The following is a 21,202-nucleotide window of genomic DNA, read 5'->3' as shown; positions in this document are numbered from 1 at the left end:
ACACGTGTGCGGCCGGAGGCTGCCGTCCGGGCTTACCGTACCCGGACGGCGCTGTGTGACCTGGCCAAGCCCGTCACCCGATACAGGACCGGTATCGCAACGTGCACCGATGTGTAGGCGACGTGATGGGGGTCACTTCTTGCTGTCGATGACTGCCTTCATCACGTCCCTCGCGATCGGACCGGCGAGACCGCCGCCGGTGATGTCGCCGCGGTTGGCGGCGCCGTCCTCGACGACGACGGCGACGGCGACCGGCGCGCTGCCGTCGGACAGCTTCGCGTACGAGATGAACCAGGCGTACGGCTTCTCGCTGTTGTTGAGGCCGTGCTGGGCGGTACCGGTCTTGCCGCCGACGATGACATTGTCGATCTTGGCCTTGCCGCCGGTGCCCTGCGGGTTGCTGACGACCGTCTCCATCATCTCCTGGAGGGCCTGCGCGGTCTTGGACGAGACGGCCTGCGACAGCTGCTGCGGCTCGGTCGTCTCGACGGTGTCCAGGTTCGCGGCCTTCAGCTGGTCGACCATGTACGGCTTCATCAGCTTGCCGTCGTTGGCGACCGCCGAGGCGACCATGGCCATCTGGAGCGGGGTGGCGCGGTTGGAGGCCTGGCCGATGCCGTCCTGGGCGTTCTGCGGCCGGTTGTCCTTGGGGTAGATGCTCTCCGCGGCGCGCACCGGGGTGTCCAGCTCCGCCTCGTTGAAGCCGAACTTCTCCGCCTGCTCGATCATCTTCTCGTTGCCGACGTTGTCGGCCATCTTCGCGAAGACGGTGTTGCAGGACACCATGAGCGCGTAGCGCAGGGTGGCGTTCTTGCACTCGCCGTGCTCGTTGGTGAGCTTGCTCGAGGACTCCGGCAGCTTGAACGGGTCCGGGGTGTCGGTCTTGTCGTCGATGTCGGCGACCTCGCCGTTCTCCAGCGCGGCGGCGGCGGTGACGACCTTGAACGTGGAGCCCGGCGGGTAGGTCTCGCGCAGCGCGCGGTTGAGCATCGGGTCGTCGGTGTTGTTCTTCTTCTGGACCGCCTTCCACGCGGTGGCGTCGGCGTCGGAGGACCCGGCGAACTTCGACGGGTCGTACGACGGCGTCGAGACCAGCGCCAGGATCTTGCCGGTGGACGGCTCGATCGCGGCGACCGCGCCCTTCTTGCTGCCCAGGCCCTCGTAAGCGGCCTTCTGCGCGGCGGCGTTGAGGGTGGTGATGACGCTGCCGCCCTCCTTGTCCTTGCCCGTGATCATGTCCAGGGTGTTGCGGAAGAAGAGCCGGTCGTCGTTGCCGCTGAGGATGCCGTCCTCCAGCTTCTCCAGCTGGTTGGCGCCGAAGGCCTGCGAGGAGAAGCCGGTGACCGGCGCCCACATGGGGCCGTTGATCCAGGTGCGCTTGTACTTGTAGTCGCCGGTGGTCTCCACCGAGCCGGTGATGGCCTTGCCGTCGACGATGATGTTGCCGCGCGGCGTCGAGTAGCGCGTGATGTTGACGCGGCGGTTCTTGGTGTCGCTGGCGAGGGTGTCCGCCTTGACGTACTGCAGGTAGTTGTCCCGCAGCAGCAGGGTGAGGACCAGGAGGCCGCAGAAGATCGCGATCCGGCGCAGGGGCTTGTTCATGACGGGCGGACCACCTGGGTCATCTCGGCGTCGGGATTGGAGGCGGGAGCGGGTGCCGGGCGGCGCGCGGTGTCGCTGATTCTGATCAGGATGCCGATCAGGGCCCAGTTGGCGATGACGGAGGAACCGCCGTACGCCAGGAAGGGCATCGTCATACCGGTGAGCGGGATGAGACCCATCACACCGCCGGCGACGACGAACACCTGGAGCGCGAAGGCGCCCGAGAGGCCGATGGCGAGCAGCTTGCCGAAGGGGTCGCGGGCGGCGAGGGCGGTGCGCACGCCGCGCTCCACGATCAGGCCGTACAGCAGCAGCAGCGCCATGATGCCGGCCAGGCCCAGCTCCTCGCCGAAGGTGGCGAGGATGAAGTCGGAGTTGGCGGCGAACTTGATCAGCTCGGAGTGGCCCTGGCCCCAGCCGGTGCCGAGGGTGCCGCCGGAGCCGAACGCCCACAGGGCCTGCATGGCCTGCTCGGAGTGGCCGATGACGCCCTGCTGGGAGAGCTTGTACTCGCCCATCGGGTCGAGCCAGGCCTGGACACGCTGCTGGACGTGGCTCTCGAACTGGGCCACGCCGACCGCGCCGACCGCGGACATCAGCATGCCGAAGACGATCCAGCTGGTCCGCTCGGTGGCGACGTACAGCATGATGACGAACATTCCGAAGAACAGCAGAGAGGTGCCGAGGTCCGTCTCGAAGACCAGGATCAGGATCGAGATGATCCAGACGACGATGATCGGGCCGAGGTCGCGGCCGCGCGGCAGATACAGGCCGAGGACGCGGCGGCTGGCCAGGGCGAGCGCGTCGCGCTTCACCATCAGATAGCCGGCGAAGAAGATCGCCAGCACGATCTTGGCGAACTCACCGGGCTGGATGGAGAAGCCGGCGACCGAGATCCAGATCTTGGCGCCGTAGATGTTCTGGCCGAGGCCCGGCACGAGCGGGAGCAGCAGCAGGAAGATCGCGCCGACCATGGAGATGTAGGTGTAGCGCTGCAGGGCGCGGTGGTCCTTGAGGAAGATCAGCACCACGATGAACAGGGCGATGCCCATCGCCGTGTACAGCAGCTGCCGTGGCGCGGCCGTGCCGGCCTGCTCGGCGTTCTGCAGATACTTCGACTGGTCCAGTCGCCAGATGGCGACCAGCCCGAGCCCGTTCAGCAGGGTGGCCAGCGGCAGCAGCAGCGGGTCCGCGTACGGCGCGAACTTGCGGACGACGAGATGGGCGACGCCGGCCAGGAGCCCGAGGCCCAGCCCGTAGCTCAGGAGGCCGGACGGCACCTCCTCCTTGATGGCCAGGCCCACGTTGGCGTAGGCGAAGACCGGGATGGCGACGGCGAACACCAGCAGCGCGAGCTCGGTGTTGCGCCGGCTCGGCGTACCGATCGAGCCGATCGTGGACGTGTGATGCGTCGGCGAGTTGGTAGTACTGCTCATCGTGTGACGGGGCCTCTCACGGCTTGCCTACTGCTCACCGCACCGCGAGACGACCTTCTGCTCTTCCTCCGAAAGGCTGGGGCCGGGGGTGGGAGTGGCGGTCGCGGATACGGACGGGGACGCGGATGCCGAGGGGCTCGGCGATGCCTTGGACGTGACGGACGCGGGCGTGGTTCCCGTGCTGCCACCCGCCTCGCCCGCGCCGGTCTTGGAGCCGGTCGTGCTCGCTGTCCCGGTACCGGCCTGCTTCTTGCAGGCGGAGGCCTGGACGGCCAGCTCGTCGATCTTCTTCTGGGCGGTGGACAGGCTGCCCTCGGCGATCGTCGCCTCGACCAGCTTCTGCTGGTACTCCGGGAGGTACTTGAGTTCGATCTCGGGGTGGTCTTTCTCCACCTTCGACAGCGACACCCAGGCCAGGTCCTGGCTGATGCCGCGGTACAGCGCGACGTGCTCGCCCTTGGTGCCGACGTAGTACTGCGTCTGCGTCCAGCGCCAGCCGCCGTACAGGCCGCCGCCGATGACGGCGAGCGCGAGCACGCTGTAGAAGGATCTCTTCAGCCACTTGCGGCCGCCGCGCGGCTTGACGAAGTCGTCGTCGGTGTAGTCGCCGAAGCCGTCGGTGGGGATGAAGCCGGTGATGTCGCCGCCGGAGCCGGGCGGGCCGAACTCGCCGCCCCCGCCGTGCCCCTGCTGCCGACGGCCGAGGCCCGAGGCCCGGCCGGCCGGGGTCTGCATGATGCCGTTGTCGTGCAGCTGGAGCTGGTTCTCGGCGACCGCGCCGACCACGACCGGGACGTCGGACAGCTGCCCCGCGAGGGTGTCGCCGGTGTCCAGGTCGAGGACGTCGGCCACGATCACGGTGATGTTGTCGGGGCCGCCGCCGCGCAGCGCGAGCTGGATCAGCTCCTGCACGGTCTCCTGGGGGCCCTGGTAGCTGGCGAGGGTGTCCTCGAGCGTCTGGTGGGAGACCACGCCGGACAGGCCGTCGGAGCAGATCAGATAGCGGTCGCCGGCCCGGACCTCACGGATCGACAGATCCGGCTCGACGTGCTCGCCGCTGCCCAGCGCCCGCATCAGCAGGGAGCGCTGGGGGTGGGTGGTCGCCTCTTCCTCGGTGATGCGGCCCTCGTCGACGAGGCGCTGCACCCAGGTGTGGTCCTGCGTGATCTGGGTCAGCACCCCGTCCCGCAGCAGGTAGGCGCGCGAGTCGCCGACGTGCACCAGACCGAGGCGCTGGCCGGTCCACAGCAGCGCGGTCAGGGTGGTCCCCATGCCCTCGAGCTGGGGGTCCTCCTCGACCAGGGCGCGCAACTGGTCGTTGGCGCGCTGGACGGCGGTACCGAGCGAGGTGAGGACGTCGGAGCCGGGGACGTCGTCGTCGAGGGCGACGATGGTGGAGATGGCCTCGGAGGAGGCGACCTCACCGGCGGCCGCGCCGCCCATGCCGTCGGCGATGGCGAGCAGCCGAGGGCCGGCGTAGCCGGAGTCCTCGTTGCCCTCCCGGATCATGCCCTTGTGCGATCCGGCGGCGAAGCGCAGTGACAGACTCATGCGCACCTCGCCCGTCGGCCCCGGGTACAGCCGGTCGTGTCGAGCCACACTGCCCACCCTCCGGTCGGGAGCACACCGGGGCCCTGGGTGCCGGCCGCCGCCGCGTGCTCGCTCCGCTCGCGCTCAGTCATGATGTAGCACTACTTCCGCAACTCGATGACGGTCTTGCCGATACGGATCGGCGCGCCCAGCGGGATCGGTGTGGGAGTCGTCAGCCGCGATCGGTCGAGGTACGTGCCGTTGGTGGAGCCCAGGTCCTCGACGATCCACTGTCCGTCGCGGTCCGGGTAGATCCTGGCATGGCGGCTGGAGGCGTAGTCGTCGTCCAGCACGATCGTGCTGTCGTGCGCCCGGCCCAGCGTGATGGTCTGGCCCTGGAGCGCGACGGTCGTGCCGGTGAGGATGCCCTCGGACACGACCAGCTTGGTAGGTGCGTTACGACGCGTGCGGCCGGCGGCGGGCTGCTGGCGCTGCTGCGGTGGCGCCTGGCGCTGCGCCTGCTGCTGTTGCTGCGCACGCCCGGCCTCCCGGCGCGAACCGCGCTGGGTGACCCGCGTACCGAACAGGTCGCTGCGGATGACCTGCACGGCCACGATCACGAACAGCCACAGTACGGCCAGGAAACCCAGCCGCATGACCGTGAGGGTCAGCTCTGACATTGCCCCCGCTTCACCCTTCGGCTTGCCGGTAAATGATGGTGGTGCTGCCCACGACGATCCGCGAGCCGTCGCGGAGCGTAGCGCGGGTGGTGTGCTGCCCGTCCACCACGATGCCGTTGGTGGAGCCGAGATCCTGGATCGTCGAGGGCGAACCGGTCCGGATCTCGCAGTGCCGACGCGAGACGCCGGGGTCGTCGATCCGCACGTCGGCCTCGGTGCTGCGACCCAGCACGAGCGTCGCGCGGGAGATCTGGTGGCGGGTGCCGTTGATCTCGATCCAGTGGCGGGTGCGTGACCCGGGCTGCGGAGCCCCGGCCAGGCCACCGCCGGCCGCACCCGGGCGCTGGGCGCCGGACGCGGGCGGGTAGCCGTAGCCGCCGGGACGGGCGCCGGGGGCGCCGCCGGGCGGTGGTGCGGCGGGCATGGGCGGCGCGGCGGCCCCGCCGGGCCGCTGTCTGCCGCCGGCGGCGGGCGCCTGCTCCGGCGCCTGGCTGCCGGTGGTGGCGAGCGTACGGCTGCGCACCCGGTACAGGCCGGTGTCGAGGTCGTCCGCCTTCTCCAGGTTGACCTTGATCGGTCCCATGAAGGTGTAGCGCTGCTGCTTGGCGTAGTCGCGCACCATGCCGGCGAGCTCGTCGCCGAGCTGGCCGGAGTAGGGGCTGAGCCGCTCGTAGTCCGGCGTGCTCAGCTCCACGATGAAGTCGTTGGGGACGACCGTGCGGTCACGGTTCCAGATCGTGGCGTTGTTGTCGCACTCGCGCTGGAGCGCACCGGCGATCTCCACGGGCTGGACCTCGGACTTGAAGACCTTGGCGAAGGTGCCGTTGACCAGACCCTCGAGGCGCTGCTCGAATTTCTTCAGGACTCCCATGGGGCACCTCCTCCGTAGTGGCTGCCGTCCCGTGCCGTGCTGCTTACCGTGCTGCCTGCCTGGTACTGCTCACTGATCGTATCCACGCGCCGGTGAATCGGCTGGTTCCCCCTGTCGGCCCCGCCGACGGATGTCGACGCCCTCTTGCGCATGTGTTTCTGTCCAGGATCGTAGAGGCGGCCGTGGACCAGTGTCCCGCACCTGACTGTGGTCCTCGTCCGGCTCCTGGGGAGACGGCCGCCCTTAGTACGAGGTTGATACGTGAACCAGTCACCGCCGAGACCTGAGAGGTTGCCGAGGGCCTCCCACCTGCTCCCTGCCCCCGAACAAGGGATGTGAACGCACCCTGACCCGCGTGCTAATGTTCTGCGTGTCGGAAGGCGCAAGGCCGCAAGGCCAACAAGCCAAATGACACACCCAATGCGCGGGTGGCGGAATAGGCAGACGCGCTGGATTCAGGTTCCAGTGCCCGCAAGGGCGTGGGGGTTCAACTCCCCCCTCGCGCACCAGCTGGAAGCCCCTCAGGTCTCAGGACCTGAGGGGCTTTCGCGTTTCTCCGGACAGGTGCGCAGTCGGTGGGCGACCGGCAAGCAGGCGGCAAGTACAGGCCATGGTTGATCACAGCGTGTGAGGAACATCTCAGGGTCTTGGCCGGTGGCGGCGGGTGCGGTGACCGGTGCCGTGACCGGTGGTGTAGCGGGCTACACCGCGTTCGCGCGGGGCGCGACCTAGCGTGGGTGCATGGCACAGGCGATCCGGCCGACGGCGACGGCGACGGCGACGGCGAACCGGCCGACGCCGATCCGGCGGGCAGGACGGGCGACGGGCCGGCTGGCCATCGCCGCGGTGATGACCTTCGGCACCTATCTGTTCGTCACCGTGCTGCACATCGCCGCCATCGGCACGCTCACCGTCGTCGGCGCGTGGCTGCTGCCCGAGGCGGTGCTGCTGATCCGCCGGATCGCCGGGGCCAAGCGCCATCAGGTCGCCGACTGGACGGGCCGCGAGATCCCCGAGGCGTACGAGCCGCTCACCGGATCGCTGCGCGAGCGCGTCCGGACGGCCGTCCGCGACCCCGGCACCCTCGCCGACCTGCGCTGGATGGTCGCCCACTACGTCTACGGCTGGCTGGTCCTGCTCGCACTGCCGCTGTGGCCGGCGGCGCTGGTCGTCGACGGGGTGCGGTGCGGGCTGCTGCGCCGGGACGCGGTCGTCCTGCCGCTCGTCGTCCGGCTCGCCGACCTCGAGGCCCGCTGGTCGGAGGCCCTGCTCAAGCCGTCCCCCAAGGCGCGCCTCGCCGCCCGGGTCCGGGCGCTGACCGAGACCCGCGCCGACGCGATCGCCGCGCACGGCGCCGAACTGCGCCGCATCGAACGCGACCTGCACGACGGGGCTCAGGCCCGGCTGGTCGCCCTGTCCATGCGGATCGGGCTCGCCCAGCGGGCCTTCGACCGTGACCCGGACGCCGCGCGCACGCTCATGGCGGACGCCCAGGACCAGGCCGAACAGGCGCTGACCGAACTGCGGCACGTCGTGCGGGGCATCCACCCGCCGATCCTCACGGACCGCGGCCTGACGGGGGCGGTCCGGGCGCTGGCGGCCGGCAGCGGACTGGATGTGACGGTTCGGGTGGAGGGGCTCGAGGACGGTGTCAGCGGGGGTGCGGGCGGGTACCGGGCGCCCGTCGCCGTGGAGGCCGCCGCCTACTTCGCGGTGGCGGAGGCGCTCACCAACGTGACCAAGCACAGCGGTTCACCGCGGGCCGACGTCGAGCTGGTGCGGCTGCGGAGCGGGCTGCGGGCGGTGGTGCGGGACGAGGGTCTCGGCGGGGCGGACGAGGGTGAAGGGTCCGGACTGCTGGGGATCCGGCGACGGGTCGCCGCGTTGGACGGTGCGGTGAGCGTGAGCAGTCCGGTCGGGGGGGCCGACGGCGATCGCCGTGGAGTTGCCGTGCGTGTGGTGAGGGCGGTGGCGTGTTTCACGTGAAACATGCCGTCCACAGGGTCTGACGGGTCCCGGTCGACGGCTGTACGGTCGGCACGAGTTGATGATCGGCTCGTCGAGCCGACGGACGGACGTGTGCGGGGGAGGCGGTCGTGGTGACCGAGGCCGGTGTGGCAGGGACAGGGGCCGAGGCGGCTGGAGCGCGCAGGCTTCCCCGGGTGCCTGGGTTCGCGGAGTGGCCCGTCGAGCGGTCTGTTGAGCGGTCCGTCGCGGGTGAGGGCGAGGGCGCGGTCGCGGGTGCCGAGTCGGGGTCTGTGCTCGGTGCCCCCAAGGAGGCGGGCAGGGCTCTGCGGAGCCGGGTGTCGCGGGCGGCGCACGCCGCGCTCGAGCTGGACGCCTCGCGGCCGGACGCGGTGACGGTGGTCGAGGAGTCCAACCGGGGCCGCATCGTGGAGCTGGCGCCGATAAGGGTCGGCCGGATGGCGACCACGCCGTTCGCGTTCCTGCGCGGCTCGGCCGGGCTCATGGCGTACGACCTGGCCCGCACGCCCATGACCGGGATCCGCGCGCAGATCTGCGGCGACGCCCACGCGGCCAACTTCGGCCTCTACGGCGACGCCCGGGGCGGTCTGGTCATCGACCTGAACGACTTCGACGAGACGGTCGACGGCCCCTGGGAGTGGGACCTCAAGCGTCTCGCCGCCTCCCTGGTGCTCGCGGGCCGGGAGGCCGGCGCGGACGAGGACACCTGCCGCAAGGCGGCGCACGGCGCGGCCGGCTCCTACCGACGCACCATGCGGCTGCTGGCCAGGCTTCCGGTGCTGGACGCGTGGAACGCCATCGCCGACGAGGAGCTGGTCTCCCACACCGACGCCCACGACCTGCTGGGCACCCTGGAACGGGTCTCGGAGAAGGCGCGGGCCAACACCAGCGGACGGTTCGCGGCGAAGTCGACCGAGCCGACGGAGAACGGCGGCCGCCGCTTCGTCGACGCGCCGCCGGTGCTGCGCCGGGTCCCGGACGCGGAGGCCGCGGTGGTGGCCGCGTCCCTGGAGCAGTACCTGACCACGCTGTCCGAGGACCGCCACCCCCTGCTGGCCCGCCACGCGGTGCACGACGTCGCCTTCCGCATCGTCGGCACGGGCAGTGTCGGGGCGCGGTCGTACGTGGTGCTGTTGCTGGACCACCGGGGCGAGCCGCTGATCCTCCAGGTGAAGGAGGCCCGTGCCTCGGCCCTCGTCCCGCACCTGCTGACCGCCGGCTTCGAGGCGCCGGAGGTGGAGCACGAGGGCCGCCGGGTGGTCCTCGGCCAGAAGCGCATGCAGGTCGTCAGCGACATACTGCTGGGCTGGACGACGGTCGACGGACGCCCCTTCCAGGTGCGGCAGTTCCGCAACCGCAAGGGCAGCGTGGACCCGGCGGCGCTCGCGGCGGACCAGATCGACGACTACGGCCGGATGACCGGCGCCCTGCTCGCCCGCGCCCACTCCCACAGCGCCGACCCCCGCCTGGTCGCCGGCTACTGCGGCAAGAACGAGGAACTCGACGAGGCGATCGCCACGTTCGCCGTGGCCTACGCGGACCGCACCGAGGCGGACCACACGGATCTGGTCGCCGCGGTACGGGCGGGGCGGATCGCCGCGGAGACCGGGGTGTGAGGCGCAGGAGACCGGGGTGTGAGGCGCATCTGAAGCGCATCTGAGGTGCGTCGCGTGCGGAGCCGGGGGGCTCGGCGGACGGTGGGTCGACGTGGTGGGGGGATCGTTGGCCTAGGCTGGTCGGGTGACGACCCCCGAAGCTGAGCAGCCCCGGCCCGAGGCGCGGCTGGAGCAGGCCGTGCGGGCCGCCGAGCAGGCGTTGATCGAGTTCGAGATCGCGGTGGAGACCTTCCGCGTCGAGGTCGAGAACTTCTCGCGGCTCCACCACCAGAAACTCGGTCCGATGTACGCCCGGCTCGACGAACTGGACGCGCAGATCGCCGAGGCCAAGGCCGCCCGCACGGGTGATCCCGAGGATGCGCGCAAGGCCGCCGAGGCGCGGGCCCGGGTGCTGCCGATGCCCGGGGTCGAGGAGCTGTTCCACGGCTGGATGGACGGCGAGGGGCTGTTCCCGGAGGCCGCGGCGATGCTCTCGGACCAGTCGGTCCGACCCCCGCAGCGGGTGCGGCCCAGCGAGGAGGCCCGCAAGCTGTATCGCGAGCTGGCCCGCAAGGCCCACCCCGACCTGGCCCAGGAGGACGCGGAGCGGGCCCGGCGCGAGGAGTTCATCACCCGCGTCAACGCGGCCTACGCGCGGGGCGACGAGGTCCTGCTCCGCGAGCTGGCCGAGGAGTGGGCGGCCGGTCCGGTGCCCCCGGAGCGCGCCCCGAGCCCCAGCGAGGAGCTCTATGCCCGCCTCGAGTGGCTCGCCGAGCGCAAGGAGATGCTCACGCTGGTCGCCCGGGAGCTGGAGGACAGCGCGATCGGCTCGATGCTCCGGATGGCCCCGGACGACCCCGACCGCCTCCTGGACGAGATCGCCGACAAGCTCCTGGCCGACGTCGCCGCACGCGAGACGGAGCTGGCCGAACTGGTGGGCTAGCGGGCCGGTGGATCGGCGCGCTTGAGGGCTGGTGGGTTTGCGGTCCGGTGGGCCGGCGGTCCGGTCCGGTGACCGGCCCCGTCGTCTCATGCGTCCTGTCGGGTAGCGTCGGGGCATGAGTTTCGGAGCTGGTGTGCCCACGGTCGAGGTCGGAGAGCTCAAGGACGGCGACTTCCTGCTGGACGTCCGCGAGGACGACGAGTGGCAGGCGGGTCACGCCGAAGGGGCGCTGCACATCCCCATCAGCGAGTTCGTCGGGCGCTACGGCGAGCTGACCGAGGCGGCTCCGCAGGACGGGCGGGTCCATGTGATCTGCCGCTCCGGCGGTCGTTCGGCCCAGGTCACGATGTACCTCGTGCAGCAGGGCATCGACGCGGTGAACGTCGACGGCGGCATGCAGATCTGGGCCGCCGTGGGCCGCCCGGTCGTCACGGCCGAGGGCAAGCCGGGCTTCGTGCTGTAGGCCGGGGCCGCATCAGCCGCATCAGCCGAATCAAGGGCTCTGTGAGGGTCAGCCGAGGTGATGGGCGGCCAGTAGGTCGCCCAGGGCCTCCTCGTGCGCGGCGGCCGGGCCGAGCGACAGTTCGAGGTGCTTGGCCCAGGCGTGGTACCGGTGCAGCGGGTAGTCGACGTCGGCTCCGAAGCCTCCGTGCAGATGCTGCGCGGTCTGCACGATCCGCCGGACGCCTTCCGAGGCCCAGATCTTGGCCACGGCGACGTCACCGGCGGCCGGCAGCGCGCCCGGGGCGTCGGAGGAGATCCGCCACGCGGCCTGCCAGAGCGTGACCTCCATCGCGCGCAGGTCGATGTAGCGGTCGGCGGCCTGCACGGCGACGGCCTGGAAACTGGCGATCGGGTACCCGAACTGCTCCCGCTTGCCGGCGTAGTCGCTGGTCATTGCCAGCACGCGCTCCCCCAGACCCAGCGCCAGCGCGCACGTCCCCGTGGTCAGCAGGGCGCGCAGCCATTCCCACGCGCCGTCGGCGGTGATGACGTTCCGGGCGGTGATCCGCGTCGATTCCAGACGCAGTTCGCCGAGCCGTTCGCCGGTGGTGGAGACCTGTTCGGCCAGCACGACGCCCTCGTGCTCGCGGGGAACGACGGCCAGGACGCTCCGGTCGTCCCCGGTGCGCGCCGGTACGACCACGAAGTCGGCGTCGTAGGCCCACGACACCGCCGTCTGCACGCCGTCCAGCACCCACGCGTCGCCGGCGCTGTCCTGCCGGGCGGTCACGGCGAGTTCGGCCGGGTCGTGGCCGGTGCGGCCATTGGCGGCGACGGTCAGGACGACCTCGCCCCGCCCGGCCCGCGCGAGCAGGGCCGACCTCAACTCCGGGCCCCCGTAGGCCTGTACGGCGGCCGCGGCCGCGCTGTTCTCCAGCAACGGCACCCGGGCCAGCACCTTCGCCGATTCGCGCAGCACCAGACAGAGACCGACCGCGTCGAGGCCGGCGCCGCCGAACTCCTCGTCGAGCGGCAGGCTCAGCAGGTCCGCGGCGGCGAGCCTGGCCCACAGCGCCCGGTCGAAGTCGTCGGCCACGGCGGCGCCCCTGGTGAGCGCGGGGCTGGGCACGCCGTCGGGGGCGACCCCGGCGAACACTCCCCGCGCCGCCTCGGCCGCGGCCTGCTGCTCCTCGGTGAAGGTGAAGTCCACGGCCTGTCCTCCCGACGGGTCAGCTGATCTGACGGAGCGTCAAGATAGAACAGGTTCTAGAAGAAGGGAACCGGGCGGTCACTCCTCATCGCCCGCCCGATGTACGCCTCACCGGTCGAGTCACCGATCGAATCACCGGTCCAGTCACCGGTCCAGTCACCGGTCCAGTCACCGGTCGAAGTCCACCTCCACCGCCTCCGTCAGCGGATGCGACTGGCAGGCCAGTACGTACCCGGAGTCCGTCTCCTCCGGCTCCAGCGCGAAGTTGCGGTCCATGCGGACCTCCCCGGAGACCAGGAAGGCCCGGCAGGTTCCGCACACCCCGCCCTTGCAGGCGTAGGGCGCGTCCGGCCGGTTGCGCAGCACCGTCTCCAGGACCGACTCCCCGTCCTGCACGGGCCAGTTTCCGCCGCGGCCGTCGAGCCGGGCGGTCACGGTGCTGTGGGCGGGGGCCGCGGTGCGCGCCGGCGGGGGCGCGTCGTCCACGTGGAAGATCTCCTCGTGGATCCGGGACCGAGCGACCCCGAGCCCGCGCAGCGCCTGCTCCGAGCCCTGCACGAGTCCGAAGGGACCGCACAGGAACCACCCCGCGACTTTCTCCACCGGCAGCAGCGAGGGCAGCAGCGCGGTCAGCCGCTCCCGGTCCAGCCGGCCGGAGGGCAGTCCCGCCTGCTGTTCCTCCCGAGAGAGCACGGTGACCAGGTGCAGCCGCTCGGGATGGCGGTCCTTGAGGTCGGCGACCTCCTCCAGGAACATCGTCGAGGCGGCCGTCCGGTCGCTGCGGATGAGGCAGAACCGGGCGGCGGGCTCGCGGGCCAGCAGCGTGGAGACGATCGACAGCACCGGTGTGATGCCGCTGCCGCCGACGATCGCCGCGTACAGGCCCGGCGCGGGGTCGAGGGTGAACCGGCCCGCCGGGGTCATCACCTCCAGTTCGTCGCCGACGTCGATCTCCTTCAGGGCGTAGGTCGAGAAGGCTCCGCCGTCGACCAGGCGGACGCCCACCCGCAGTGTGCGGGGGCCCTCGCCGACCGGGTCGGGGGCGGGTGAGCAGATCGAGTACGTCCGCCGGACTTCGGTGCCGTCGGCCACGCGGCGCAGGGCGAGGTGTTGTCCGGGGGCGTGCCGGTACTCCTCGCGCAGTTCGTCGGGGACCGTGAGGGTGAGGGCGACGGAGTCGTCGGTGAGGCGGTCCGCGGCGGCCACTCGGAGCGGGTGGAAGCGGGCCATCACAACTCCTTGAAGTGGTCGAAGGGTTCACGGCAGGCCAGGCAGCGCCGCAGTGCCTTGCAGGCGGTGGAGGAGAAGCGGCTGAGCAGCTCGGTGTCGGCGGACCCGCAGTGCGGGCAGTGGACCGGGTCGGGGTCCGCGGCGCGGCTTCCGGTCGGGCCGAGGGTTCTGGTCGGGCCGAGGGCCAGGGCGACGGGGCCGGTGTCGCGTGCCGTCCGGGGCGGCGCGATGCCGAATTCCCGGAGCTTGCGGCGTCCTTCGGCCGTGATGTCGTCGGTCGACCAGGCAGGGGACAGTACCCGGCGTACCGTCACCTCGCGTACCCCGTGCGCGTGCAGCGCGCGCTCGATGTCCACGGACATCGCCTCCACCGCCGGACAGCCGGTGTACGTCGGGGTCAGCTCGACCTCGACGGCCTGTGCCCCGAGGACGTGCACGGCGCGCACGACGCCGAGCTCCTGGAGCGTGAGCACCGGCAGCTCGGGGTCGGGGACCGCGCCGGCGATCTCCAGCAGCTCCGCCTCCAGGGCGGTGGCGGTCACCATGACGCACCCGGGTGGCTGCGGTGCAGGTGCTGCATCTCGGCGAGCATCCGGCCGAAGGACTCGGTGTGCAGGCCCTCACGGCCCGCGCCGGCCCGCCAGGCTCCGGTGCGCGATCCTTCGGGCAGGGAGAGGCCGGCCCGTCCCAGTACGTGCCCGACCGATTCCAGCCAGGACGACTCCAGGGCGGCCCGGTCGAGGTCCAGGCCGTCGACGGGGCGGAACATCTCGCCGGTGAACCGCCACAGTGCGGTGCAGGCCTGCCGCATCCGCTCGTGGCTGACCTCGGTGCCGTCGCCGAGCCGCAGGGTCCACTGCTCGGCGTGGTCGCGGTGGTAGGCGACCTCCTTGACGGCCTTCGCCGCAAGCCCCGCGAACGGGCCCTCTCCGGCCGCCAGGCGGTCGTACAGCAGGTGCTGGTAGGTGGAGAAGTACAGCTGGCGGGCGATGGTGTGGGCGAAGTCGCCGTTGGGCTGCTCGACCAACTGGACGTTGCGGAAGGCGCGTTCCTCGCGCAGGTACGCCAGTTCGTCCTCGTCGCCGGCCATCGACAGCAGGATCCGGGCCTGGCCCAGCAGATCGAGCGCGATGTTGGCGAGGGCGACCTCCTCCTCCAGCACGGGCGCGTGGCCCATCCACTCCCCCAGGCGGTGGGAGAGCACCAGGGCGTCGTCGCCGAGGGCGAGGGCGGCGGTCGTCGTGGCGGTGGTTGTGCCGGCCGTCGTGGTCACAGGCGGCTTCACAGGTGCTTCACCCCCTCCGGGATCTCGTAGAACGTCGGGTGCCGGTAGGGCTTGTCGGCGGACGGTTCGAAGAAGGAATCCTTCTCGTCGGGCGAGGAGGCCATGATCGCCGAGGACGGCACGACCCAGATCGAGACGCCCTCGCCGCGGCGGGTGTACAGATCGCGGGCGTTGCGCAGGGCGAACTCCGCGTCCGGTGCGTGCAGGCTGCCGGCGTGGGTGTGGGAGAGGCCGCGGCGCGAGCGCACGAAGACCTCCCACAGGGGCCAGTCGGTGTTCGTCATGCTCGTGTCGCTCCTGTCTCGCCGCTGTGCTTGTCCGCGTAGGCCGCGGCCGCCTCCCGGACCCACGCGCCCTCGTCGTGTGCGCGCCTGCGCTGGGTGATCCGCTCTTCGTTGCAGGGGCCGTTGCCCTTGAGGACCTGCTTGAACTCGGTCCAGTCGATGGGGCCGAAGTCGTGGTGTCCGCTCTCCTCGTTCCACTTCAGCTCCGGGTCGGGGAGCGTGAGGCCGAGGGACTCCGCCTGGGGGACGCAGATGTCGACGAAGCGCCGGCGCAGTTCGTCGTTGGAGTGGCGCTTGATCTTCCAGGCCATCGACTGCGCGGAGTGCGCGGACTCGTCGTCGGGCGGCCCGAACATCATGAGCGAGGGCCACCACCAGCGGTCCACCGCGTCCTGCGCCATCGCGTGCTGCTCCGGGGTGCCGCGGCTGAGGGACAGCAGGAGCTCATACCCCTGGCGCTGGTGGAAGGACTCCTCCTTGCAGATGCGGACCATCGCGCGCGCGTACGGGCCGTAGGAGCAGCGGCACAGGGGGACCTGGTTGGTGATCGCGGCGCCGTCCACCAGCCAGCCGATCGCGCCGACGTCCGCCCAGGTCAGCGTGGGGTAGTTGAAGATCGAGGAATACTTCTGGCGGCCGGTGTGGAGCTTGTCGAGCAGTTCGTCGCGGCCGGTGCCGAGGGTTTCGGCCGCGCTGTACAGGTAGAGCCCGTGGCCCGCCTCGTCCTGGACCTTCGCCATGAGGACGGCCTTGCGGCGCAGGGAGGGCGCGCGGGTGATCCAGTTGGCCTCCGGCTGCATGCCGATGATCTCGGAGTGGGCGTGCTGGGCGATCTGGCGCACCAGCGTGGCGCGGTAGGCGTCGGGCATCCAGTCGCGTGGCTCGATGCGCTCGTCGGCGGCCACGGTGGCGTCGAAGGCGCGCTCGTACGCCGCGTCGGCTTCGACGCCGCTGTCCTGCGCGCTGTGCCCCTGTGTGCGGGCCGTCTGGTGCGCGGCTGCTGTCGCCATGCGGTCCCCCTTGACCTCGGGCCTGGGCTGGTTGCCTCGGCCTCGGCTCTCCCGGAGCCTTCTCCCGACCGATCGTTCGGTCCGTCCGATTCCATGGTGGGACGGCCGTCGTAAGGTGTCAACCGCTGTGGATAACCTGCGAGCGTCCCCTGTGGACAACCGCCCCGCCCCCGGCACGTCCCGGGCGACGCGGGGGGAGGGCTGCGCCGAACGGGTGAGGCTGAGTACCGTTCGCGATTGCGCGATGCAGCAGGAAGACGACCGGGATCGGGGAACGGGGCGGAATGGACGCGTACGACGGAGGCTCTGGCGCTCGACGGGGGCGCGACACGTCGGGGGAGGCGGAGACGGAGGCACAGACGCCGCCCGAGGCGGAGGCGCTTCCCGGCGACGTCGTTCCCCGGCCCCGGACGGAGCTCCCGAGTTCCGAGCCCGGTTCGCGGGCCGACGTAGCCGACGGCTCCGGTTCCGGTCCCGGTGTCGTGCCCGCCGCCGCTGCCTCGGCTGCCGATCCCGCCGCCGGACCGAGCGCTGCCCTCGCCTCCGCTCCCGGCCTCGCGGCCGAGCCGCAGCACCCCGAGCCCCGGACCGGTGTGGCCGCGCTCTCCCCGCGCTACCAGATCGGCGCCGCGCTGGCGCTGGCCGTCGTCGCGGTCGCCGTCTGTGTGCATGTGGGAATGGTGTTCCTGCACGTCGCGCCGCAGAACACGGTCACGAAGGCGCACGGCCGGGCGATCGACGAGTGGATATACCCGGAGTTCGAACAGAACTGGAAGCTGTTCGCGCCGAACCCGCTTCAGCAGAACATCGCCGTCCAGGTCCGCGCGCAGGTCCGCACCGCGGACGGCGGGTCGCGGACCACCGGCTGGTACGACCTGTCCGCGCAGGACGGCCGCGCCATCGACGGCAACCTGCTGCCGAGCCACACGCAGCAGAACGAGCTGCGTCGGGCCTGGGACTTCTTCACCGGTACGCACAACAACGAGAACCGCCCCGTCGGCCTGCGCGGCGCCCTCTCCGAGACGTATCTGCGCCACATCGTGGTGCGGCGTCTGGAGCAGGGCAACGCGGTCGGCGAGGACGGTGTCGTCGAGCGGATACAGATCCGCTCGCAGACCACGAACGTGACCCCGCCGAAGTGGAGCACCGAGAAGGTGTCGATGATCCCGGTGTACCGCGAGCTGTCCTGGTGGTCGGTGCCGGCCGGCGAGACCGAGGGAGGCGCGAGGTGAACCGGTTCTCCCTGACGGTGTCCACCGCCATCGCCCGTGTCACCGAGTCGGCGCTCGGGCCGTACCAGAGCGCTGTGGTCCGGATCGGCTTCAGCGCGACCTGGCTGCTGTTCCTGCTGCGCGAGTTCCCGCACCGCCAGGAGCTCTACGGGCCCGACAGCCCCTGGGACTGGGAGCTGGCCCGGCAGCTGATCGACACCAACGGGGCGTTCACGGCCCTGATGTGGTCGGACGGACAGGGCTGGTTCCAGGCCGTCTACGCGCTCGGGCTGCTCACCAGTGTGGCGCTGCTGCTCGGCTGGCGCACCCGCACGATGTCGGTGCTGTTCATGGTCGGCGTGCTCTCGCTGCAGAACCGCAGCGTCTTCATGGGCGACGGCGGCGACAACGTCGTGCACCTGACGTCGATCTACCTGGTGTTCATGCGCTGCGGCCAGGTGTGGTCGCTGGACGCGCGGCGGGCCCGGCGGGAGCGCGAGGCACGCGCGCGTGGGGAGCGGGTCACGGACCGGGTCGGTCCCGTGCTGTGGGCGGCGTCCGGGTTCGTGCTGGTCACGGTGACCGTGGCGGGCCGTTTCCACAGCGAGGCGACCATTCCCGTGCTGCTCTGGGCGGCGTGGGTCGTGCAGGGCCTGTGGTGGGCCGTCCGGCGTCTCAGGAAGTCGCCGGAGCCCCGGATCCTGTGCGAGGTGATCGGCAACATCCTGCACAACGGCGCCCTGGTCGTGATCATGGTCGAGGCCTGTCTGATCTACGCGACGGCCGGCTGGTACAAGATCCAGGGTTCGCGCTGGCAGGACGGCACCGCCGTGTACTACCCGCTGCACCTGGACTACTTCTCGCCCTGGCCCGAGCTCACCGACCTGCTGGCCGGCAGCGGCACGATGGTGCTGCTCGCGACCTACGGGACCGTCATCGTGCAGGTCGCCTTCCCGTTCACCCTGTTCAACCGGCGGGTCAAGAACGTCCTGCTGGCCGTGATGATGGCCGAGCACGCGGTGATCGCCGTGGTCCTCGGACTGCCGTTCTTCTCGCTGGCGATGATCGCGACGGACGCCGTCTTCCTGCCGACGACGTTCCTGCACCGGCTGGGCGGATGGGCGACGCGCGCGCGTGGACGGCTGTTCTCCGGCGGCGGGCGTACGGGCGCACCGGAGCCGCCGAGCCAGAAGGACCCCGAGCCCACCCACGTAGGGTTCACCGCATGACCGACCCCGCGACCGCCGGTTCCGAGCGCCTCGGCCCGTTCGACGGGCTCGACCCGCTCGGCCGGTGGCGCCGGTTCGCCGACGCGGCCGTCCTGCTCGACGGCTTCCACGCCCTCAAGCACGCCGTGCGCTTCCGGGCCGGGATCCCGGTGGCGGTCGCCGTGGACCGGCGGGCCACGCTCGCTCTCGCCGACGAGCTCGCCCCCGACGTACGCGAGGCGCTGGACGGGCTCCTGACGGAGGTCCCGGAGGCGACGTACGCGTCCCTGGTGCCGCGCCCGCATCCCACCGGCGTCGCCGCCCTGGCCGTACGGCCCTCCCGTGCGGCCAACCTGGAGCGGCTCGGGCACACGCCCCGCGCCACTCCCGTCGTCGTCCTCGACAACCCGCGCAACCTGGGCAACGCGGGGGCGGTGATCCGGCTGGCGGCGGGCTTCGGGGCGACCGGGGTGGTCACCACCGGCACGCTGGACCCCTGGCATCCGACCGTCGTGCGCGGCGGCGCGGGGCTGCACTTCGCGACCGCCGTGGAGCGGCTGACGGTCGGCGAGCTGCCTGCCGGTCCGGTGTTCGCCCTCGACCCGGAGGGCGACGACATCCGGGGCGTCGAGCTCCCGGACGACGCCCTCCTCGCGTTCGGCTCGGAGCGCAGCGGGCTCTCCGCCGAGCTGCGCGCGCGTGCCGACCAGTTGCTCGCCCTGCCGATGCGCCCCCAGGTCTCCAGCTACAACCTCGCGACCAGTGTGGCCATGACGCTGTACCACTGGAGCGCCACCGGGGGCGCACCCGCGTAGCGCCCACGCCTGCTCCTGACTCCTATGCCTCCCGGCGGACCTCCACCATCCGGAAGCGGTTCGCGACGAACGCGCCGTCGGTGAGGGCCGCGTTGGCCGCCGGGTTGCCGCCCGAGCCGTGGAAGTCGGAGAACGCGGCCGTCTGGTTGACGTACACCCCGCCGGTGAGGTTGAGGGACAGCTGGGCGGCCTCCTCCAGGCAGACCTCCTGGATTGCCCGCTCGACCTCCTCGTCGGTGGTGTACGCGCCGACCGTCATCGCGCCCTTCTCGCGCACCGTGCGCCGCAGCAGGGCGACCGCGTCGGCCGCGGAGTCGACGGCGACGGCGAAGGAGACCGGGCCGAAGCACTCGTTCATGTAGGCGGCCTCGTCGTCCGGCTTGGCGCCGTCCAGCTTGACGATGACGGGGGTGCGCACGATCGCGTCCGGGAACTCCGGGTTGCTCACCTCACGGGAGGCGAGGGCGACCTCGCCGAGGCCCGCCGCGGCCTCCAGACGGGCCTTGACGTCGGGGTTGACGATCGCGCCGAGCAGCCCGTTCGCACGCGTGTCGTCGCCGAGGAGGCCGTCGACCGAGCGGGCCAGGTCGGCGACGACCTCGTCGAAGCTCTTCAGGCCCTCGTCGGTGCGGATGCCCGCGCGGGGGATCAGCAGGTTCTGCGGGGTGGTGCACATCTGGCCGCTGTACAGGGACAGCGAGAACGCCAGGTTGGCGAGCATGCCCTTGTAGTTCGCGGTGGAGTCCACGATCACCGTGTTGACGCCGGCCTTCTCGGTGTAGACCTGCGCCTGGCGGGCGTTGGCCTCCAGCCAGTCGCCGAAGGCGGTCGACCCGGTGTAGTCGACGATCCTGATCTCGGGGCGGGTGGCCAGCGTCTTGGCGATGCCCTCGCCGGGGCGCTCGGCGGCCAGCGCGACCAGGTTCGGGTCGAAGCCGGCCGCGGCGAGCACCTCGCGCGCGATGCCCACGGTCAGCGCGAGCGGCAGCACCGCGCGCGGGTGGGGCTTGACCAGGACCGCGTTGCCGGTGGCGAGGGAGGCGAACAGGCCCGGGTAGCCGTTCCACGTGGGGAAGGTGTTGCAGCCGATGAGCAGGGCGGTGCCGCGCGGGACGGGGGTGAAGGTCTTGGTCAGCGCGAGCGGGTCGCGCTTGCCCTGGGGCTTGGTCCACTCCGCCGTGCCGGGTGTGCGGACCTGCTCCGCGTACGCGTAGGCCACCGCCTCCAGGCCGCGGTCCTGCGCGTGCGGGCCGCCCGCCTGGAACGCCATCATGAAGGCCTGGCCGGAGGTGTGCATGACCGCGTGCGCGAACTCGTGCGTCCGGTCGCCGATCCGCTTGAGGATCTCCACACAGACCACCGCGCGGGTCTCCGCGCCCGCTTCCCGCCAGGCGCGCTGTCCGGCCGCCATCGCGGGCAGCAGGGTGTCCACGTCCGGGTGCGGGTACTCCACGCCCAGCTCGACGCCGTAGGGCGAGACCTCGCCGCCCACCCAGTCGTCGGTGCCGGGCTGGCCGAGGTCGAGCCGCGTGTTCAGGACGGCGTCGAAGGCGGCCTTGCCCGCCGCCGCGTCCAGGCTGCCGTTCTCCCCGTAGGCCTTGGGGTGTTCCGGGTGCGGGGACCAGTACGCGCGGGTGCGGATCGCTTCCAGGGCCTGATCGAGGGTGGGCCGGTGCTGGGCGATCAGGGCGGGCACGGACAGTTCGGCGGCCATGCGGGACCAACTCCTCGTCGTGAGAACTCTTCTTCGAGCCCATGACCTGGTGGAAACCTGGGCAGGCAGCACCAGTCAGAGTTAGAGTAACCGAACGATCGGTCGGGACAAGGGGGCCTGCCGCATCTGTGGAAAACCCCGTGCGGGA

The 21,202-nt window shown here is 71.4% G+C and carries 18 protein-coding genes, 1 tRNA gene and 1 pseudogene; 8 read left to right on the top strand and 12 right to left on the bottom strand.

The genetic code is table 11. The features are described 5' to 3' along the window. Window positions 1-132: 132 nt before the first annotated feature. The 5 genes from AB0J04_RS00610 to AB0J04_RS00590 form a co-directional block, all read right to left on the bottom strand. The gene (locus AB0J04_RS00610) at window positions 133-1,602 is read right to left on the bottom strand and encodes a penicillin-binding transpeptidase domain-containing protein (RefSeq protein ID WP_363166159.1); all 1,470 of its coding nucleotides are present in this window, start codon (window positions 1,600-1,602) and stop codon (window positions 133-135) included. Continuing rightward, complete coding sequence (locus AB0J04_RS00605) at window positions 1,599-3,038, bottom strand: FtsW/RodA/SpoVE family cell cycle protein (RefSeq protein ID WP_363166158.1); 1,440 nt, start codon at window positions 3,036-3,038, stop codon at window positions 1,599-1,601. Before AB0J04_RS00605 ends, AB0J04_RS00610 begins: the two co-directional genes overlap by 4 nt. 27 nt (window positions 3,039-3,065) lie before the next feature. Further along, entirely contained in the window at window positions 3,066-4,637 is a 1,572-nt protein-coding gene (locus tag AB0J04_RS00600) for a Stp1/IreP family PP2C-type Ser/Thr phosphatase (protein ID WP_363166157.1), read from the bottom strand. Window positions 4,638-4,729: 92 nt separating this feature from the next. Further along, on the bottom strand, window positions 4,730-5,248 hold the full coding sequence (locus AB0J04_RS00595) for an FHA domain-containing protein (protein ID WP_363166156.1): 519 nt from the start codon (window positions 5,246-5,248) through the stop codon (window positions 4,730-4,732). 10 nt (window positions 5,249-5,258) lie between these two features. Next, window positions 5,259-6,119: a DUF3662 and FHA domain-containing protein gene (locus tag AB0J04_RS00590; protein ID WP_363166155.1), complete on the bottom strand. Its 861-nt coding sequence runs from the start codon at window positions 6,117-6,119 to the stop codon at window positions 5,259-5,261. 422 nt (window positions 6,120-6,541) lie between these two features. Between AB0J04_RS00590 and AB0J04_RS00585 the strand changes: the two genes are divergently transcribed. The 5 genes and pseudogenes from AB0J04_RS00585 (at window position 6,542) to AB0J04_RS00565 (ending at window position 11,106) form a co-directional block, all read left to right on the top strand. Then, window positions 6,542-6,628 (top strand) — tRNA-Leu (locus AB0J04_RS00585). A gap of 232 nt (window positions 6,629-6,860) precedes the next feature. Then, window positions 6,861-8,082: pseudogene (locus AB0J04_RS00580) on the top strand (histidine kinase). Window positions 8,083-8,218: 136 nt separating this feature from the next. After that, on the top strand, window positions 8,219-9,721 hold the full coding sequence (locus tag AB0J04_RS00575; protein ID WP_363166211.1) for a DUF2252 domain-containing protein: 1,503 nt from the start codon (window positions 8,219-8,221) through the stop codon (window positions 9,719-9,721). Between the two features lie 124 nt (window positions 9,722-9,845). Next, the gene (locus AB0J04_RS00570; RefSeq protein WP_363166154.1) at window positions 9,846-10,643 is read left to right on the top strand and encodes a hypothetical protein; all 798 of its coding nucleotides are present in this window, start codon (window positions 9,846-9,848) and stop codon (window positions 10,641-10,643) included. Window positions 10,644-10,776: 133 nt separating this feature from the next. Beyond that, on the top strand, window positions 10,777-11,106 hold the full coding sequence (locus AB0J04_RS00565) for a rhodanese-like domain-containing protein (RefSeq protein WP_363166210.1): 330 nt from the start codon (window positions 10,777-10,779) through the stop codon (window positions 11,104-11,106). A gap of 48 nt (window positions 11,107-11,154) precedes the next feature. Here AB0J04_RS00565 and AB0J04_RS00560 read toward each other — a convergent pair whose 3' ends face one another. The 6 genes from AB0J04_RS00560 to paaA form a co-directional block, all read right to left on the bottom strand. After that, window positions 11,155-12,297: an acyl-CoA dehydrogenase family protein gene (locus AB0J04_RS00560; RefSeq protein WP_363166153.1), complete on the bottom strand. Its 1,143-nt coding sequence runs from the start codon at window positions 12,295-12,297 to the stop codon at window positions 11,155-11,157. A 168-nt stretch (window positions 12,298-12,465) separates the two neighbouring features. Then, window positions 12,466-13,527 (bottom strand): 2Fe-2S iron-sulfur cluster-binding protein, encoded by a 1,062-nt coding sequence (locus AB0J04_RS00555; RefSeq protein WP_363166152.1) that lies wholly within the window; start codon window positions 13,525-13,527, stop codon window positions 12,466-12,468. Continuing rightward, window positions 13,527-14,072: a 1,2-phenylacetyl-CoA epoxidase subunit PaaD gene (gene paaD / locus AB0J04_RS00550; protein ID WP_363166151.1), complete on the bottom strand. Its 546-nt coding sequence runs from the start codon at window positions 14,070-14,072 to the stop codon at window positions 13,527-13,529. The genes AB0J04_RS00555 and paaD overlap by 1 nt, the downstream gene beginning before the upstream one ends. Continuing rightward, on the bottom strand, window positions 14,066-14,800 hold the full coding sequence (gene paaC, locus AB0J04_RS00545; protein ID WP_363166150.1) for a 1,2-phenylacetyl-CoA epoxidase subunit PaaC: 735 nt from the start codon (window positions 14,798-14,800) through the stop codon (window positions 14,066-14,068). The genes paaD and paaC overlap by 7 nt, the downstream gene beginning before the upstream one ends. A gap of 8 nt (window positions 14,801-14,808) precedes the next feature. Beyond that, window positions 14,809-15,096 carry a 1,2-phenylacetyl-CoA epoxidase subunit PaaB gene (gene paaB / locus AB0J04_RS00540; RefSeq protein WP_363166149.1) on the bottom strand — a complete coding sequence of 96 codons (288 nt, stop codon included), beginning with the start codon at window positions 15,094-15,096 and terminating at the stop codon, window positions 14,809-14,811. Continuing rightward, the gene (gene paaA / locus AB0J04_RS00535) at window positions 15,093-16,106 is read right to left on the bottom strand and encodes a 1,2-phenylacetyl-CoA epoxidase subunit PaaA (RefSeq protein ID WP_363166148.1); all 1,014 of its coding nucleotides are present in this window, start codon (window positions 16,104-16,106) and stop codon (window positions 15,093-15,095) included. Before paaA ends, paaB begins: the two co-directional genes overlap by 4 nt. Window positions 16,107-16,390: 284 nt before the next feature. On the opposite strand from paaA, the gene AB0J04_RS00530 reads away from it, so the two are divergent. From AB0J04_RS00530 to AB0J04_RS00520, 3 genes are read left to right on the top strand one after another with little or no spacing between them, the layout of a single operon-like run. Then, entirely contained in the window at window positions 16,391-17,338 is a 948-nt protein-coding gene (locus tag AB0J04_RS00530) for a DUF5819 family protein (RefSeq protein WP_363166147.1), read from the top strand. Continuing rightward, entirely contained in the window at window positions 17,335-18,546 is a 1,212-nt protein-coding gene (locus AB0J04_RS00525) for an HTTM domain-containing protein (RefSeq protein ID WP_363166146.1), read from the top strand. The genes AB0J04_RS00530 and AB0J04_RS00525 overlap by 4 nt, the downstream gene beginning before the upstream one ends. After that, complete coding sequence (locus AB0J04_RS00520; protein ID WP_363166145.1) at window positions 18,543-19,340, top strand: TrmH family RNA methyltransferase; 798 nt, start codon at window positions 18,543-18,545, stop codon at window positions 19,338-19,340. The genes AB0J04_RS00525 and AB0J04_RS00520 overlap by 4 nt, the downstream gene beginning before the upstream one ends. 22 nt (window positions 19,341-19,362) lie before the next feature. Here the strand turns inward: AB0J04_RS00520 and paaN are convergent, their stop codons facing one another. Continuing rightward, window positions 19,363-21,054 (bottom strand): phenylacetic acid degradation protein PaaN, encoded by a 1,692-nt coding sequence (gene paaN, locus AB0J04_RS00515; RefSeq protein ID WP_363166144.1) that lies wholly within the window; start codon window positions 21,052-21,054, stop codon window positions 19,363-19,365. Window positions 21,055-21,202 lie beyond the last annotated feature (148 nt).

The organism is Streptomyces sp. NPDC050263, assembly GCF_040655955.1.
In the GTDB taxonomy this organism is placed as follows: domain Bacteria; phylum Actinomycetota; class Actinomycetes; order Streptomycetales; family Streptomycetaceae; genus Streptomyces.
Note: the sequence above shows the minus strand (reverse complement) of the source record. Positions and strands in the feature narration are given on the sequence as shown.